General features: G+C 72.4%; 14 protein-coding genes and 1 pseudogene. 8 read left to right on the top strand and 7 right to left on the bottom strand.

What is annotated here, in order from left to right; all coding sequences use genetic code 11:
• Positions 1-139 precede the first annotated feature (139 nt).
• Positions 140-877 carry a ferritin-like fold-containing protein gene (locus ACZ79I_RS26520; protein ID WP_471500077.1) on the bottom strand — a complete coding sequence of 246 codons (738 nt, stop codon included), beginning with the start codon at positions 875-877 and terminating at the stop codon, positions 140-142.
• A gap of 327 nt (positions 878-1,204) precedes the next feature.
• Between ACZ79I_RS26520 and ACZ79I_RS26515 the strand changes: the two genes are divergently transcribed.
• Both ACZ79I_RS26515 and ACZ79I_RS26510 read left to right on the top strand, forming a co-directional pair.
• Entirely contained in the window at positions 1,205-3,601 is a 2,397-nt protein-coding gene (locus ACZ79I_RS26515) for a DEAD/DEAH box helicase (RefSeq protein WP_471500075.1), read from the top strand.
• 150 nt (positions 3,602-3,751) lie between these two features.
• The gene (locus tag ACZ79I_RS26510; RefSeq protein ID WP_471500073.1) at positions 3,752-4,618 is read left to right on the top strand and encodes an alpha/beta fold hydrolase; all 867 of its coding nucleotides are present in this window, start codon (positions 3,752-3,754) and stop codon (positions 4,616-4,618) included.
• Positions 4,619-4,658: 40 nt separating this feature from the next.
• Here ACZ79I_RS26510 and ACZ79I_RS26505 read toward each other — a convergent pair whose 3' ends face one another.
• Positions 4,659-5,555 carry an NYN domain-containing protein gene (locus ACZ79I_RS26505; RefSeq protein ID WP_471500071.1) on the bottom strand — a complete coding sequence of 299 codons (897 nt, stop codon included), beginning with the start codon at positions 5,553-5,555 and terminating at the stop codon, positions 4,659-4,661.
• Between the two features lie 246 nt (positions 5,556-5,801).
• On the opposite strand from ACZ79I_RS26505, the gene ACZ79I_RS26500 reads away from it, so the two are divergent.
• Positions 5,802-5,954 carry a hypothetical protein gene (locus ACZ79I_RS26500; RefSeq protein WP_471500070.1) on the top strand — a complete coding sequence of 51 codons (153 nt, stop codon included), beginning with the start codon at positions 5,802-5,804 and terminating at the stop codon, positions 5,952-5,954.
• Between the two features lie 90 nt (positions 5,955-6,044).
• On the opposite strand, the gene ACZ79I_RS26495 is transcribed toward ACZ79I_RS26500, so the two are convergent.
• The 3 genes from ACZ79I_RS26495 to ACZ79I_RS26485 form a co-directional block, all read right to left on the bottom strand.
• Positions 6,045-6,650 (bottom strand): MarC family protein, encoded by a 606-nt coding sequence (locus ACZ79I_RS26495; protein WP_471505228.1) that lies wholly within the window; start codon positions 6,648-6,650, stop codon positions 6,045-6,047.
• A gap of 167 nt (positions 6,651-6,817) precedes the next feature.
• The gene (locus ACZ79I_RS26490; protein ID WP_471500068.1) at positions 6,818-7,687 is read right to left on the bottom strand and encodes a PHP domain-containing protein; all 870 of its coding nucleotides are present in this window, start codon (positions 7,685-7,687) and stop codon (positions 6,818-6,820) included.
• Between the two features lie 118 nt (positions 7,688-7,805).
• The gene (locus ACZ79I_RS26485; RefSeq protein WP_388368615.1) at positions 7,806-8,447 is read right to left on the bottom strand and encodes a DUF6758 family protein; all 642 of its coding nucleotides are present in this window, start codon (positions 8,445-8,447) and stop codon (positions 7,806-7,808) included.
• A gap of 239 nt (positions 8,448-8,686) precedes the next feature.
• Here ACZ79I_RS26485 and ACZ79I_RS26480 point away from each other — a divergent pair.
• Positions 8,687-9,253, top strand: a pseudogene (locus tag ACZ79I_RS26480) (MFS transporter); the annotation flags it as partial.
• A 167-nt stretch (positions 9,254-9,420) separates the two neighbouring features.
• Here the strand turns inward: ACZ79I_RS26480 and ACZ79I_RS26475 are convergent.
• Entirely contained in the window at positions 9,421-10,005 is a 585-nt protein-coding gene (locus ACZ79I_RS26475; RefSeq protein WP_471500066.1) for a suppressor of fused domain protein, read from the bottom strand.
• 524 nt (positions 10,006-10,529) lie between these two features.
• Between ACZ79I_RS26475 and ACZ79I_RS26470 the strand changes: the two genes are divergently transcribed.
• Both ACZ79I_RS26470 and ACZ79I_RS26465 read left to right on the top strand, forming a co-directional pair.
• A complete protein-coding gene (locus ACZ79I_RS26470) occupies positions 10,530-11,645 on the top strand; it encodes a magnesium and cobalt transport protein CorA (RefSeq protein ID WP_471500064.1) in 1,116 nt (371 codons plus the stop codon).
• Between the two features lie 22 nt (positions 11,646-11,667).
• The gene (locus ACZ79I_RS26465) at positions 11,668-12,192 is read left to right on the top strand and encodes a hypothetical protein (RefSeq protein ID WP_471500062.1); all 525 of its coding nucleotides are present in this window, start codon (positions 11,668-11,670) and stop codon (positions 12,190-12,192) included.
• Positions 12,193-12,364: 172 nt separating this feature from the next.
• Here the strand turns inward: ACZ79I_RS26465 and ACZ79I_RS26460 are convergent, their stop codons facing one another.
• The gene (locus tag ACZ79I_RS26460) at positions 12,365-13,120 is read right to left on the bottom strand and encodes a hypothetical protein (RefSeq protein ID WP_471500060.1); all 756 of its coding nucleotides are present in this window, start codon (positions 13,118-13,120) and stop codon (positions 12,365-12,367) included.
• 173 nt (positions 13,121-13,293) lie between these two features.
• Here ACZ79I_RS26460 and ACZ79I_RS26455 point away from each other — a divergent pair, with 173 nt between their 5' ends.
• Together ACZ79I_RS26455 and ACZ79I_RS26450 are read left to right on the top strand one after the other, a co-directional pair.
• Entirely contained in the window at positions 13,294-14,622 is a 1,329-nt protein-coding gene (locus tag ACZ79I_RS26455) for a magnesium transporter MgtE N-terminal domain-containing protein (protein ID WP_471500058.1), read from the top strand.
• Positions 14,612-15,226: a DUF1003 domain-containing protein gene (locus ACZ79I_RS26450; protein WP_471500056.1), complete on the top strand. Its 615-nt coding sequence runs from the start codon at positions 14,612-14,614 to the stop codon at positions 15,224-15,226. Before ACZ79I_RS26455 ends, ACZ79I_RS26450 begins: the two co-directional genes overlap by 11 nt.
• Positions 15,227-15,240: the final 14 nt, after the last annotated feature.

Genomic DNA, 15,240 nt, shown 5'->3' with positions numbered 1-15,240 from the left:
GCGGCCCCGTCCGCCCCGGCGGTGGCCACGGCCGGGGCGACGGCTCCGGCGCCGGCCGGGACGACGAACACCGTGACACGCGCCCCGGACCGCTCGCCCGTGCCGGCGGTCGCGGCGCCCCCGTAGGGCGCCGTGACGATCAGGCGGCCAGCCCCAGCGCCGCCATGCGCTTGGTGTGCGCCTCGGTGATCCGCGAGAACATCTTGCCGACCTCGGCGAGGTCGAAGCCGTCCGCGACGCCGCCGACGAGCATCGTCGACAACGCGTCCCGGTCGGCGACCACCCGCTGCGACTGCGACAGGGCCTCGCCCATCAGGCGCCGCGCCCACAGCGCGAGCCGCCCGCCCACACGCGGGTCCGCGTCGATCGCGGCGCGCACCCTCTCGACGGCGAAACTGGCGTGCCCGGTGTCGTCGAGCACGGCGAGCACGAGCCCGCGCGTGTCGGCATCGAGCCGGGCCGCGACCTCGCGGTAGAAGTCGCTGGCGATCGAGTCGCCGACGTACGCCTTGACGAGCCCCTCCAGCCAGTCCGACGGGGCCGTCTGCTTGTGGAAGCCGTCGTAGGCCGCGACGAACGGCTCCATCGCCTCCGTCGGCTCGGCCCCGATCCCGGTGAGCCGGTCCCTGATCCGCTCGAAGTGGTGGAACTCGGCGGACGCCATCTTCGCCAGCTCCGCCTTGTCCGTGAGCGTGGGCGCGAGCTTCGCGTCCTCCGCGAGCCGCTCGAACGCCGCCAGCTCCCCGTACGCGAGCGCGCCGAGCAGGTCCACCACCGCGGCGCGGTACTGGGGGTCGGCGGATGCCCTCGCCCAGTCCTGGGCGGCGACCGAGGTGCGTTCTGCGGAGGCGTCGGGAGCGTTGTCAGGCGTCGTCATGAAGCGCACAATAGCCCGCCCGCCGCCCCGGGGAAGTCCCTGATCAACCACTGTGACGACGGCTACGTGACCGAATCGGCCATCGCGTGTGCGCGATTCCGGGGTATGGTGGTAATGCGCCTGCTGGGTACGTCGACGTATCCCGACAGGCTGCACGCATGAGGATGCCCGGTCGGTGGCCCGATCGGCTCCGACCCGAAAGCCCTCCTCGCCGGTACGTCACAGTGCGTACGGCATCCGGAGGGGCCCTCAGCGGTACGAGCGCTGGAGCGTCGGCGTGGTCCCGTGCCACAGGCCCGTCCCCCATGCAGGCCGACGTCATCCGGCATGGTCACGACCCCCGCGCTCGCCTCGCATCGCGCACACAGAAGAGGCAGCACCCTGACTACCACTTTTCGAGACCTTGGGATCCTTCCCGAGACGGCCGAGGCCCTGGAAGCCGTCGGTATCGTCCGTCCCTTCCCCATCCAGGAGATGACGCTCCCCGTCGCCCTCTCCGGCACCGACGTCATCGGCCAGGCCAAGACCGGCACCGGCAAGACGCTGGGCTTCGGCCTCCCGCTCCTGGAGCGTGTCACCGTCCCGGCCGACGTGGAGGCCGGCCGTGCCAGGCCCGAGGCCCTCACGGACGCCCCCCAGGCCCTTGTCGTCGTACCCACGCGCGAGCTGTGCACGCAGGTCACCAATGACCTGCTGACGGCCGGCAAGGTGCGCAACGTACGCGTCACGGCGATCTACGGCGGCCGGGCCTACGAGCCGCAGGTCGAGGCCCTCAGGAGGGGCGTCGACGTCGTCGTCGGCACCCCGGGCCGCCTGCTGGACCTGGCGGGCCAGAAGAAGCTGAACCTGAAGCACGTCAAGTGCCTGGTGCTCGACGAGGCCGACGAGATGCTCGACCTGGGCTTCCTGCCCGACGTCGAGAAGATCATGGACATGCTGCCGGCGAAGCGCCAGACGATGCTCTTCTCGGCCACGATGCCGGGCGCGGTCATCGGCCTGGCCCGCCGCTACATGTCGCAGCCGACGCACATCCGGGCCACCGCGCCGGACGACGAGGGCGTGACGGTCGCGAACATCAAGCAGTTCGTCTACCGCGCGCACTCGCTCGACAAGCCGGAGATGGTCGCGCGCATGCTGCAGGCCGACGGCCGCGGGCTGGCGATGGTCTTCTGCCGTACGAAGCGGACGGCCGCGGACATCGCCGAGCAGCTGCAGCGGCGCGGCTTCGCGTCCGGCGCGGTCCACGGCGACCTGGGCCAGGGCGCGCGCGAGCAGGCCCTGCGGGCCTTCCGCAACGGCAAGGTGGACGTGCTGGTGTGCACCGACGTGGCCGCACGCGGCATCGACGTCGAGGGCGTCACGCACGTCGTCAACTACCAGTCCCCCGAGGACGAGAAGACCTATCTGCACCGCATCGGCCGTACGGGCCGCGCGGGCGCGTCGGGTACGGCGATCACGCTGGTCGACTGGGACGACATCCCGCGCTGGCAGCTGATCAACAAGGCGCTGGAGCTGGACTTCAGCGACCCCCCGGAGACGTACTCCACCTCGCCGCACCTCTTCAGCGACCTCGGCATCCCCGAGGGCACCAAGGGCGTCCTGCCGCGCTCGGAGCGCACCCGCGCCGGGCTGGCGGCGGAGGAGCTGGAGGACCTCGGCGAGACCGGCGGGCGGGGGCCGCGGGGCCGCCGCTCCTCGGGCCCGTCCGAGGAGCGCGAGCGGCCGGCGCGCTCGGCGCGACGCCGGCGCCGCACGCGCGGCGGAACACCGCTGGAGACGCCGCCCGGCCCGGCCGGCACGGACACCGCCACCGCCACCGCGGAGACGGCCGAGACCGCGGCGACGCCCGAGACCGTCGAGCGGCGCACGCCGCGCCGCCGTCGCCGCACGCGCGGCGGGGCGCCGGCGGAGACGGCCGCGCCGGTGACCGAGGCGCTCGCCCCGGTGCCGGAGACGGTGGAGCCGACGGCGCCGGAGGCCGCGGAAGCGGCCGTGGACAGGGCGGAGGGTGCCGCAGCCGCAGCACCGGCCGAGCCGGCCACGCCGCGCCGCCGCCGCACCCGCAAGACCGCCGAGGCGGCTCCGGCCGCCGCGGGAGCCGCCGCCGAAGCCGCGGTGGACACCGCCGAGGGCACCTCCGAGGGCACCGAGGCCGCGGAGGCCAAGCCGCGCCGCCGCACCCGCAAGACCACGGACACGGCACCGGCCGCCGAGGCGCCGGCCGTCGTGGACGAAGCGGCCGCCGAGGCTCCGGCCAAGCCGCGCCGTCGTACGCGCAAGGCGGCGGAGGCCGCGGTCGAGACGGCGGAGGGCGTCGTGACGGAGGGCGAGGCGCCGGCGAAGCCACGGCGCGCCCGTAAGACGGCGCAGGCCGCCCCCGTGGAAGAGGCGGAAGAGCCGGCGGCCAAGCCGCGCCGACGCACCCGCAAGACCGCCGAAGCGGCCGCCGAAGCCGCGGTGGACACCGCCGAGGGCACCGAGGCCGCGGAGGCCAAGCCGCGCCGCCGCACCCGCAAGACCGCGGACACGGCGCCCGCCGCCGAGGCGGCGATTCCCGCGCAGGTGGCCGAGGAGGCCGAGGTCAGGCCCCGGCGCCGCACCCGTAAGGCGGTGGCCCCGGAGGCGGAGATTGCGGTGCAGACCGACGAGGCTCCGGCGAAGCCCCGCCGGCGGACGCGGAAGGCCGCGGAGCCCGCGGAACCCGCGGAACCCGCGGAAGGCTGACGGGACGGTCACCGACGGCCCGGCTCACCCGCCCCGGGGAGCCGGGCCGTCGGCGTTCCCGCGGCTCCCCGCGCTCTGCCCACCGTGATGTCCTCCGCACTCCACCGCACTCACCCCCACCGGCCCCGACCGCCCGGTAACCTCAGCCTCATGAGCCGTCCCCCCACCTTCACCCCGCCCCCGGGCGTCCGGGCCCGCCGGCTCGGTACGGCGCGCGGTGACTTCGCCGTGCTCGAGGCGGACGCGGTGACGGCGCACATCAGGGGGACGGTCCTGCTGCTGCCCGGCTTCACCGGGAGCAAGGAGGACTTCATCGCCCTGCAGCCGCTCCTCGCGGCGGCCGGATACCGCACGGTCGCCGTCGACGGGCGGGGGCAGCACGAGTCGCCCGGCGCCCGGGACGACGAGGCTCCGTACGCGCAGGGCGAGTTGGCGCTCGACGTGATCGCCCAGGCGCACGCCGTGGGCGCGCCCGTGCATCTGCTCGGGCACTCCCTCGGCGGTCAGATCGCCCGCGCTGCCGTGCTCCTCGACGCCGCCCCGTTCGTCTCGCTCACCCTCATGGCCTCCGGCCCTGCCCAGATCTCCGTTCCGCAGCAGGAGCGCGTGAAGCTGCTGCACGACGCGCTCGCCGTCCTGGACATGGCGCAGGTCTGGGAGGCGATCCAGGCCGTGGAGCCGCCGGCGGACGACCCCGGGGACATCGACGAGGGCCTCCTCGACGGGGAGGACCTGCGCCGCCGCTGGCTCGGCAACAGTCCCGCCCAGCTCATCGCCACGGGACGGCAGCTGTGCATGGAACCCGACCGCGTGGACGAACTGGCCGCCGTCGGCCTGCCGGTGCACGTGCTGTCCGGTGAGCGTGACGACACCTGGCCGGTCCCGCTCCTGGACGACATGGCCGTCCGGCTGGGCGCCCACCGCACCGTGGTGACGCAGGCGGAGCACTCCCCCAACACCGACCAGCCCGAACGGACGGCCCGCGCCCTCACAGGCTTCTGGGAGCTGCTCTTCTGACACTTGGTCAGGTCCGGGACCGGCGCGGCCTCTCGTCGTGCTAGTACTGCGCCTGCAGGTGCTCCCAGAAGCCGTCCCGCAGCGCGCGCCGCAGGTCGGGCTGACCGCGGAGCGAGTACTGCAGCATCCCCTCCGCCTCGACCAGCAGGTCCTGGTCGACCGAGCCGGGCAGGTACGGGTGTCCGGGCAGCAGGTCCACCAGCGCCTCGCGGCCCCGCGCCGCCAGCCACTTCGCCGCGATCTGCGCGCCGACGAACCGCACCTCCTCGCGCGTGGGGCGGGCCGCGGACGACGGCTCGTGCGGCAGGGCCGTCCGCCGGGACACATACGGCTTGAAGAAGTCGAGTTCGAGGGTGCGCTGGCTGTCGACCTCCCACAGCAGCGGCTCCGCCTGGTTGCGGCCCTCGGGCGCCTCGACACCCCACAGGTGCACCCGCGCCCCGTACCCCTGCGCCGCCTCGACCGCCGACACCAGGTCCTCGTCGCCGCCGATGAGGGCCGCGTCGCTGATGGCGCGGTGCCGGGCCAGTGATTCCAGGTCGGAGCGGATGAGGGAGTCGACACCCTTCTGCTGGTTGTTCGCGTTGAGGTTGCCCAGCCGCACCTTGACGTCCGGGAGTTCGGCGATGGACTGCTGTTCCGCCGTGTGGATGCGGCGCCTCGCGCCGTCGTACCAGTACACGCGCAGCAGCCGGCTGTCCGCGAAGATCGTGCGCGCCTTGTCGATGAGCGCCTCGATCAGTCCCTCGGCGTCGAGGTCGAAGGCCCGGCGGTCCTCGGTGCCGGCGACGAGCCGTCCCGCGGCCGCGTACAGATAGCCGGCGTCGACGAAGATCGCATGGGTCGAGGGCGTCTTCGCCACCTCGGCGAGCATGCGCTGGAGCAGCTCGTTCGTACGGTCGATGCGGGCGCCGAGCGCCACCAGGTCGTCGTTCATATGCCCCCATTGTCCCGGCGGTCACACTGCGAACACAACCGGTCCCGATCAGTGCACCGTGAACACACTTCGCACACGGCCGGTCTCTTACCTGTCAGTAATTAGCGACTCAAAAATTTTCCTTAGCGTAGGGAATGTTTGCAACGGGCGTGCTGTTGTATGCATACAGGAGCGGGAGGACGACTCTCCGCGCTCACCCACCAGTAGTTCTCCTCAGGAGGATGACCAGACGAAGGGAGAAGCCTCTTGCGCTTCGAAATCATGCGACTCGACGACGTCGACGGCACGCCCGTGGACACCACCGTCGTGGACGCCGCCTCCGTCAAGCAGATCGTTCAGCAGGCCGCGGCCATCGGGCAGCGACTCTGGATCCGCCCGGCCGAATCGCCCGCCTCGTAATCCGCCGCACAGGCGCACGCCGGACTCAAGAGCCCCGCACGGCAGCGATGCCCGTGCGGGGCTTTGCGCGTACCGGGCCCACCGGGCGGCTCAGCTGCCGTGGACGACCTGCGTGACGCCGTTGATGATCTGTTGCACGGCGATCGCGGAGAGCATCATGCCGGCGAGCCGTGTCACCAGCACGACACCGCCGTCCTTGATCAGGCGGATGATCAGCAGCGAGTGGCGCATGACCAGCCACAGCACGAGGTGGATCGCGAGAATCGCCGTCCACACGGATATCTGGGTGCCCACGCTGTCCGCCTTCTGGACCGCGAGGATCACGGACACGATGGCGCCCGGCCCGGCCAGCAGCGGCATGCCGAGCGGCACCAGTGCGACATTGACGTCCTTGGTCTGCTTCGGTTCGTCCGACTTGCCGGTCAGCAGGTCGAGGGCGATCAGCAGGAGCAGCAACCCGCCCGCGATCATCAGGGCGGGCACGGAGACATGCAGGTAGGCGAGGATCTGGTGGCCGAGGACGCCGAACACCGCGATGACACCGGCGGCCACGCAGACGGCCTGGAAGGCCATCCGCCTCTGCACCTTGACGGGGCGCCCGGCGGTGAGCGCGAGGAAGATCGGGGTGATCCCGGGGGGATCCATGATCACGAAGAGGGTGAGGAAGAGGGAACCGAAGACGGCGGCGTCGAACATGGAGGGCCTTGCGAGGAGTACGGACTGGGCGCGCGGCAGCGGACGGGCCGCGGCCGCCGGGGAGGTCGTTGCGCGCGTGGGCACGCAGCGGTGGGGCACGTGACGGATGCCGGACGCATCCGGATGCCGTGCGGAGGGCGGGTCCCGGTGCCGACGGGGACCGGGAGCTAGCGGGTCGAGCGGCGTCCGCCGGTGCCCGGCACCGGGAACGCGCCGGTGGCCCGCCGGGTGATCTCCCCGTACACCTCGGGATCGGTGGTGTACTCCCCGAGCGCGCACGTCTTGCGGCTGCCGTGGTAGTCGGAGGAGCCGGTGGCGAGGAGCCCCAGCTCGTCCGCGAGACCGCGCAGCCGTGCGCGGGTCGCCCGGTCGTGGTCCATGTGGTCGACCTCGATGCCGTCGAGCCCGGCGGCGGCGAGGTCCGCGATGGCGGACTCCGGTACGGTCCGTCCGCGCTTCGAGGCGGCCGGGTGCGCGAAGACGGTGACCCCGCCCGCGGCCTTGACCAGCCGGATCGCCTCGAAGGGGTCGCTCTCGTGCTTCGCGACGTAGGCGCGGCCGCCGTCGGCCAGCCACCTGGGGGTGAACGCGTCCGAGACGCTGCCCACGACGCCCAGCTCGACCAGGGCGGAGGCGATGTGCGGCCGCCCGACCGAGCCGTCGCCGGCGATGCGCGCCACCTGCTCCCAGGTGACCGGCGCGCCCAGCTCCTGGAGCTTGGCGATGATCGCGTGGGCCCGCGGCACCCGGTCGTCCCGCACCAGCTCGCGCTCGGCGAGCAGGCCGGGCTCCTCGGGATCGAAGAGGTAGGCCAGCATGTGCATGCCGATGCCGTCCAGGCGGCACGAGAGCTCGGCGCCGGTGACGAGGGTCAGCCCCTCCGGCAGCGCCGCGATCGCCTCCGCGTGCCCGCGCGTGGTGTCGTGGTCGGTGAGCGCGACGACGTCCAGTCCGGCGGCAGCGGCGGCCAGCACCAGCTCGGCCGGGGTGTCCGTACCGTCGGACGCGGTGGAGTGGGTGTGCAGATCGATGCGCACGACGCGGACTCCAGGCGGCGACGGGACGGAAGGGGACGCTCAAGGATAACGGGCCTTGAGGGCCTCCTGTCACACCCGTGACCCCGGTACGCCCCCTACACGCACCGCAGGCCCCGCCTCACGGTTCGAGCAGACGCGGCGACAGCGCCCCGCAGGGCAGCAGGTCCACCTCCGCACCCGCGTCCCGCACATCCGTCAGCACCAGTTCGTCGTACATCAGCAGACCCGACTGCTCGGGCCAGACGACGGCCCACAGCCACAGGCCGCGCGCCTCGCCCGCGAAGACCGCGCGGTCGTCGGGGGTGCCCGAGACGTGCCACAGCGGCGTGGGGCGTCCGGCGGCCAGCACCTTGGCCTGGGGCGGCTTCTCGACGTTGATGTACGGGCCGGGGTCGGGGCCGTCCATGCCCGCGTAGCGCGCGCCGAGCCCGACTCCCAGCTCCTCGGCGACGAGGATCAGCTCGCCCACTCCGCCCAGCGGCCCCGGACCCGAACAGGCCACGGCCGTGGCACGGCCGCCACTGCGGTCGTCTCCCGCGTACGCCACGCCTGTGAACAGCCAGCCGACGGGCAGCGGCCACGGCATCCACACCGGGACCTGGGCGCGGTGCACCACGACGCTGAGGGCCTCGACGCTGGGCGGGATCACGGGCTGCAGCGGATGCACGGTCCCGTGCACATCGCACTGCCAGGAGTCGGCAAAGAGTCCGGGAGCCCTGACCCGGCCACCACACTTCGGGCAACTGGGTTCGCCCCTCATAGGGCCCCACGGTCCTCCCCGTCCAGCGCCGCGTCAAGGACGATCACCCGTCCGGCGTGTGCTGTCACACCCGCCGCCACCGGCCGAAGTAGATGTGCGTCGCATTAATTAGAATCCCTAACTTAATATGTGCATGCGCCGGCCGTCTTGAGAACCCTGAGGAGAGGCACGAGCAGCAGCACAGCCGGCCCCGCCACGGGCTCGGCCCCGACGGACCCCCTGGACCCGGGGCGGGCGGCATCCTGCGCCGGCCGACGGCCGTCTGGGCAACCGCGGGCGCGTCCGTCGTCGCGTTCACGGGCATCGGACTCGTCGACCCGATCCTGCCGTCCATCGCCAGGGGCCTCCGGGCGACGCCGAGCCAGGTCTCCCTGCTCTTCACCTCGTACTTCCTGATCACCGCCTTCGCCGTGCCGGTGACCGGATTCGTCTCCAGCCGCATCGGAGGCCGCAGGACCCTGCTGCTCGGCCTCGCGTTCGTCGTGGTCTTCGCGGGGCTCGCGGGCACCTCGGACCCGGTCGGCCGGCTCGTCGCCTTCCGGGCCGGCTGGGGGCTGGGCAACGCGCTGTTCGTCTCCACCACCCTCGCGGTCATCGTCGGAGCGGCGGCCGGGGGCAGCGCCGCGGCGATCCCGCTGTACGAGTCCGCGCTCGGCCTCGGCATGGCCTGCGGGCCGCTGCTGGGCGCGCTGCCCGGCGACGCCAGCCGGCGTTACCCGTTCTTCGGGACCGCGTTCCTGACGGCCGTCGGCTTCCTGTGCATCACGGCCTTCCTGCGGCAGCCCCGTACCTCGCGCCCAAGATCGCGGAGTGGGGCGACATCCGCGTCCCGTTCGTGGTCGCGGCGGCCCCGGCGGCCGTGGGCGCGCTCGTGATCCTCGTACGGCGCACCGCGCTCACCCTTCCGCACGCCCTCGGCTCCGCCCCGGCTCCGGCCGGGGTGCCGGTGAGTCCGGGGCGCCAGTGAGCTTCGTCACTCCAGCGGGACGGAACGGCGGGAGGGATCCCGTAGATCCGTCCCGTTCGCCAGCCAGCGCTCCTGGAGGGCCCGGGCGCCGTGCACCCGCTTCCAGGCCGCCTCGTTCGCGGTCATCGGCAGCAGCGGCAGGAACCGTACCGGCTCCAGCGGCTCCTCCAGTTCCAGGTCCTCGACCAGACCGCCCGGTTCGGCGACCAGGACCGAGGTGAACGGGGCTCCCGGCCACAGCGGCCCGCCCACGTCCAGCGAGCCGCCGGGCGCCACGATCACCCCCTCGACCTGCGGGGACGCGGCGAGCACGGCAAGCGGGCGGAGCACCTTGCCGGTGTCGGCCGAGCCCGCGCGGACCGAGAGGAGCAGTTCGGCGCGCGGCCCCTTCACGGGGTCGGCGAGCGTCGCCGCCGGGTCCGTCATGGGGTACGCGGACATGCCGAGCGTGGCGTAGCGGACGATGTCGCCCTCCCGGAAACGCAGCACCTCGATGCGGTCCGTGCCGAGGAAGGTGACCGCGGCGCGCGCGTCCGGTTCACCCAGCGCGGTGCGCAACCGGGCCTCGACGAGAGGAAGGACATCAGCCATGGCGCGAGCATAGAACTCGTCAGCACCGGGCAAAGCGGCGCCTTGACACTTCGGTCGGCTGATACTCTTGCGCGGTGGTTCGGGGCAGCACGCAGAAGCGGAGCTATCGAGTCCCGACGCCGATGAGACTCCCTCACGGGGGACCGGCCGGAGGAGGTGGGGCTGTCATGGATCGAAGTCGACCGTGCAGTACCACCCGCTCTTCCGGCCGCTGATGTAGCTGCTCTGGCTCTGGCTGGCTGCCGCCTCTCAACACTCGCGCCGTGATTCCCCGCGGATCCCTCCGGACCCGCCCCGGATACCCCGGTGCGTCGCGGAAGAGCACTTCGTTTCGCCTTGCCTGATCTGTCTGATCTGAATCAGCAGCAAAGTCCGCCACCGCGACGGTGCGGTGCTCCCCGCTTTGTGGACGTGCCAAACATCCTTCCCAGAAGGGGGAGGAGACGCCTTGTCAGGACGTCCCCATTCCGGGCAGTTCCAACCGTCCCCGGCGCCTTTCGCTGCTCGCTGCGAAGGAGCCCGCCATGTCCATGATTCGTGACCTGCGCGCCGCGGTCCGTCCCTCCCGCCCCTCCCTGCGCAAGGACGGCGTCACGTACGACACCACGCGCGACCCCGCGGCGGCGTCCGCCGTCGTCGACTGCGCCGTCTACCGCGACGGCGTCCGCGTCGAGACGCAGAAGCCGCTGTCCCCGCACGAGGCCATGCGGCTGGTGCGGCGCGACGGAGGCTTCGTGTGGATCGGGCTGCACGAGCCGACCGAGGCCGAATTCGCCGGTATCGCCAGTGAGTTCGGGCTGCACCCGCTCGCGGTCGAGGACGCGGTGCAGGCGCACCAGCGCCCGAAGCTGGAGCGGTACGACGACTCCCTCTTCACGGTCTTCAAGACCATCCACTACGTCGAGCAGGACCGGCTGAACGCCAACAGCGAGGTCGTCGAGACCGGTGAGGTCATGTGCTTCACCGGACGGCACTTCTTCATCACCGTCCGGCACGGCGGACAGGGCTCGCTGCGGGCGCTGCGGCACCGGCTGCAGGACGACCCCGAGCTGCTCACCAAGGGCCCCTCGGCCGTGCTGCACGCGATCGCCGACCATGTCGTGGACGGGTACATCGCGGTGGCGGACGCGGTGCAGGACGACATCGACGAGGTGGAGACGGAGGTCTTCTCACCGGGCCGCAAGGGCACGCCCCGGGGCACCGACGCCAGCCGCATCTACCAGCTCAAGCGCGAGGTGCTGGAGTTCAAGCGGGCGGTGGCGCCGCTGCTGCGGCCGATGCAGTTGCTGAGCGAGCGCCCGATGCGGCTGATCGACCCCGACATCCAGAAGTACTTCCGCGATGTCGCCGACCATGTCGCCCGGGTCCACGAGCAGGTGGCGGGCTTCGACGAGCTTCTGAACTCGATCCTCCAGGCCAATCTGGCGCAGGCGTCCGTCGCGCAGAACGAGGACATGCGCAAGATCACGGCGTGGGCGGCGATCATCGCCGTGCCCACGATGGTGTGCGGGGTGTACGGGATGAACTTCGCGTACATGCCCGAGCTGCACTGGAAGTACGGCTACCCGGTGATCATGACCATCACGGTGGCCATCTGTCTGGGCATCCACCGCACGCTGAAGCGCAACGGCTGGCTATGAGGGGCCCCACTAGGCTGGGCGCATGACAAGCGAGCTGCTCGACCGGGCCCTCGTCGAGGAGGCCACCAAGAAGTCCGGGCTGATCTGGGTCCAGGGCGCGCCCTCGTCCGCCACGGGCCCCCGGGTGGCGCGGGCGCTGTGGCATGTGTGGCACGAGGGCGCGGCGTGCGTGGTGGGCGACGGTCCCGGTGAGCAGCCGCTGCCCGGCCTGGTCGACGGCGGGGCCGCGGTCGTCACCGTCCGCAGCAAGGACAAGGGCGGCCGGATCGTGGCCTGGCCGGCGACGGTGGTGGAACTCGCACCCGGCTCCCCCGAGTGGGAGGGTGCGGTGGCCGAGCTGAAGGGCAAACGGCTGAACGCCCGCGACGGGGAGGAGATGCCGGAGCGGTGGCGCCGGGAGTGCCGGGTCCTGCGCCTGGAGCCGCGGGGCACGACGGTGCCGCTGCCGGAGGGTTCGCTCGCGGCCCCGCCGCCACCGACCCCGGCGACGACCCGCCGTCCGGTCCCCGCGGCCCTGCCCCGGCTCCTGCTGCGCAAACGCCGCTGAGCGCTCCGGGAAGTCCGGTGCATCAACTGCGGGTGCGGTGGGGCCCCTGCTCGAACGTGGTGGAGAGCCACCGCACCGCACTTCGCCGGGCCCGCTCGGCGTCGGCCCCGGAAGTCCGGCCGCCGATGTCGGCCGGCGGACCCCGGCCCGCGGCCGGCGGGGTCCCGCGCGCTCACGACGACGGCAGTTGCTTCCCGTAGTCGAGCGTCTCGTTCTCCGGTGGCTCCCGGAGGGTGAAGTCCTTGCCCCAGTCCGACAGGCGGAGCGTTCCGGCGTTGCCGGCGCGGACCAGCCGCAGCGGATAGGGGGTTCCCTCCAGGGAGACGTCCAGCGTGCCGCCGGAGCCCTTGTCGCCGGTGATGCGGATGGTGCGAACGCCGTCCTGCTCGTGGTGGCCGGCCGTCGCCAGCGTGCCGTGCAGCGTGAGGAGCCCGTCCAGCAGCACGTCCTTGTCGGTGAAGCCGCTGAAGCGCTGGTAGGCCGGATCCTGCGTCGGCACCTTCACATACATGCCGTCCAGCTTGTTCGCGGCGGCCGTCGAGCCCCCGCCCTCCCCCGCACCGCCCTCCTGGTTCCAGAAGGCCGCGTCGGCCTTCAGGAACAGGTGATCGCCCACCCGCAGCAGCCGGAACGCCCCGTTCTTTGAGGTGACCGACCCGGTGCCGCCGTCGCCCTTCAGCCGCATGTCCAGCGTGTAGGTGCTGCCGTTGCTGACCACGGTCCCGGACAGCCGTACCGTCGGCGCCGACTTCGCCGCCGCGCGCGTCCGGCTCTGGATCTTCTCGGCCGGCAGCTTGCCCACGCCGTTCGTCCCGGCGTCGGGATCGCCGCTACTGCACCCCGTCAGGACCGCACCCGTCGCGACCAGTGCGCACATCGCCCTCATCAACGCGGCGCGGCGGGTACGGCCCTGGGGAATTGCAGTCACGGGTGGGGCTGCCTCTCGTGCGGGTGTCCTCATGGCGTACGGCAGCGTACCGGTGCCCGCGGGCCCTTCCGGAGCCGGTCCGTCCGCACCACTCGCCAGGGCATACCGCACCGGGACGGGCTAGCCTGAAGCCCACGCGAGCGGACAAAACGGCTGGAACAGGAGGCGCGGGCATGGCGGCAAGCGCCCCTCGCATCTTCGTCTCGCACCTGTCCGGCGTCGCCGTCTTCGACCCCAACGGCGACCCCGTGGGACGCGTGCGGGACCTGGTCGTCATGCTGCGCGTCGGACGGCGCCCCCCGCGGCTGCTCGGCCTGGTCGTCGAACTCACCACCCGCCGCCGCATCTTCCTGCCCATGACCCGCGTGACCGGCGTCGAGTCCGGCCAGGTCATCACCACCGGCGTGATGAACGTCCGCCGCTTCGAGCAGCGGCCCACCGAACGGCTCGTCTTCGGGGAACTGTTCGACAAGCGCGTCCGGCTCGTCGAGACCGGCGAGGAGGTGACGGTCCTCGATCTCTCCGTGCAGCAGTTGCCGGCCCGCCGGGACTGGGAGGTCGACCGGGTCTTCGTACGCAAGGGGAAGGGCGGCGCCTTCCGGCGCAGCATGGACAAAGGACGCGCGGCGCTCCCCTGGAAGGGCGGCGGCAGACGGGCGGGCGAGACGCTCACCGTCGAATGGTCCGCCGTCACCGGGTTCTCCCTGGAGGAGCACGGGCAGGGCGCCGAGAGCCTGCTGGCCACCTTCGAGCAGCTCCGCCCCGCCGACCTCGCCAATGTGCTGCACCACCTCTCCTCCAAGCGCCGCGCCGAGGTCGCGGCCGCCCTCGACGACGACCGGCTCGCCGATGTCCTCGAACAGCTGCCCGAGGACGACCAGATCGAGATCCTCGGCAAGCTCCAGGAGGAGCGCGCCGCGGACGTCCTGGAGGCGATGGATCCGGACGACGCCGCCGACCTGCTCGGCGAGCTGCCGGAGGACGAGAAGGAACGGCTGCTCAGCCTCATGCAGCCCTCCGACGCGGCCGACATGCGCCGCCTGATGGCGTACGAGGAGAAGACGGCGGGCGGTCTGATGACCACCGAGCCGATCGTGCTGCGGCCCGACGCGACCGTCGCCGACGCGCTCGCCCGGGTCCGCAACCGCGACCTGTCCCCGGCGCTCGCCGCCCAGGTGTACGTCTGCCGCCCGCCGGACGAGACGCCGACCGGTAAGTACCTGGGTACCGTGCACTTCCAGCGGCTGCTGCGCGACCCGCCCTACACGCTCGTCAGCTCGATCCTCGACGACGATCTGCAGCCCCTGACCCCGGAGGCGCCACTGCCCGTGGTGGCCGGGTTCTTCGCGACGTACGACATGGTGGCCGCGCCGGTCGTCGACGAGTCCGGCTCCCTGCTCGGCGCGGTGACCGTGGACGACGTCCTCGACCACATGCTGCCCGACGACTGGCGCCAGACGGAGTTCGAGCTCGATGAGGAGGGGGCCTCCGATGGCGCATGAGCGCGACAGGATCCCGTCGGGCGCGACCGCCGCCGGCGCCCGGGCTCCCGGCTTCGCCAGGGCCGGACGGGACCCCCATCGCCCCCGGCTCGACCAGCCGCAGCCGCGCCGCACCCGCCTGCTGCCCGAGTGGGACCCGGAGGCGTTCGGCCGTCTGTCGGAGCGGATCGCGCGGTTCCTGGGGACCGGGCGGTTCATCGTCTGGATGACGGTCGTCATCGTGATGTGGGTGATGTGGAACATCGCCGCCCCGCAGCACCTGCGCTTCGACCCGTATCCGTTCATCTTCCTGACGCTGATGCTGTCCCTGCAGGCCTCCTACGCGGCCCCGCTGATCCTGCTCGCCCAGAACCGGCAGGCCGACCGCGACCGGGTCAACCTCGAACAGGACCGCAAGCAGAACGAGCGGTCGATCGCGGACACCGAGTACCTCACCCGGGAGATCGCGGCGCTGCGCACCGGCCTGGGCGAGGTGGCGACCCGTGACTGGATCCGCTCCGAGCTCCAGGACTTCGTGAAGGACCTGGAGGAGCGGCGGCGCGGTGACGGACATGTCGTGTTCCCGGCGGAACGGGCGCGGGGACGTGACGCAGAAGACCGCTGAGGGGCTTACCGGGG

It is taken from the genome of Streptomyces sp. PSU-S4-23, assembly GCF_055632315.1.
This window is presented reverse-complemented; position numbering and strand designations above follow the sequence as displayed.

What these genes read in the sequence shown, in the direction of transcription:
- ACZ79I_RS26520 (WP_471500077.1), bottom strand. Translation starts at nt 877, where the DNA reads ATGACGACGCCTGACAACGCTCCCGACGCCTCCGCAGAACGCACCTCG.
- ACZ79I_RS26515 (WP_471500075.1), top strand. Translation starts at nt 1,205, where the DNA reads ATGGTCACGACCCCCGCGCTCGCCTCGCATCGCGCACACAGAAGAGGC.
- ACZ79I_RS26495 (WP_471505228.1), bottom strand. Translation starts at nt 6,650, where the DNA reads ATGTTCGACGCCGCCGTCTTCGGTTCCCTCTTCCTCACCCTCTTCGTG.
- ACZ79I_RS26450 (WP_471500056.1), top strand. Translation starts at nt 14,612, where the DNA reads ATGGCGCATGAGCGCGACAGGATCCCGTCGGGCGCGACCGCCGCCGGC.
- ACZ79I_RS26510 (WP_471500073.1), top strand. Translation starts at nt 3,752, where the DNA reads ATGAGCCGTCCCCCCACCTTCACCCCGCCCCCGGGCGTCCGGGCCCGC.
- ACZ79I_RS26475 (WP_471500066.1), bottom strand. Translation starts at nt 10,005, where the DNA reads ATGGCTGATGTCCTTCCTCTCGTCGAGGCCCGGTTGCGCACCGCGCTG.
- ACZ79I_RS26455 (WP_471500058.1), top strand. Translation starts at nt 13,294, where the DNA reads ATGGCGGCAAGCGCCCCTCGCATCTTCGTCTCGCACCTGTCCGGCGTC.
- ACZ79I_RS26470 (WP_471500064.1), top strand. Translation starts at nt 10,530, where the DNA reads ATGTCCATGATTCGTGACCTGCGCGCCGCGGTCCGTCCCTCCCGCCCC.
- ACZ79I_RS26485 (WP_388368615.1), bottom strand. Translation starts at nt 8,447, where the DNA reads ATGAGGGGCGAACCCAGTTGCCCGAAGTGTGGTGGCCGGGTCAGGGCT.
- ACZ79I_RS26465 (WP_471500062.1), top strand. Translation starts at nt 11,668, where the DNA reads ATGACAAGCGAGCTGCTCGACCGGGCCCTCGTCGAGGAGGCCACCAAG.
- ACZ79I_RS26505 (WP_471500071.1), bottom strand. Translation starts at nt 5,555, where the DNA reads ATGAACGACGACCTGGTGGCGCTCGGCGCCCGCATCGACCGTACGAAC.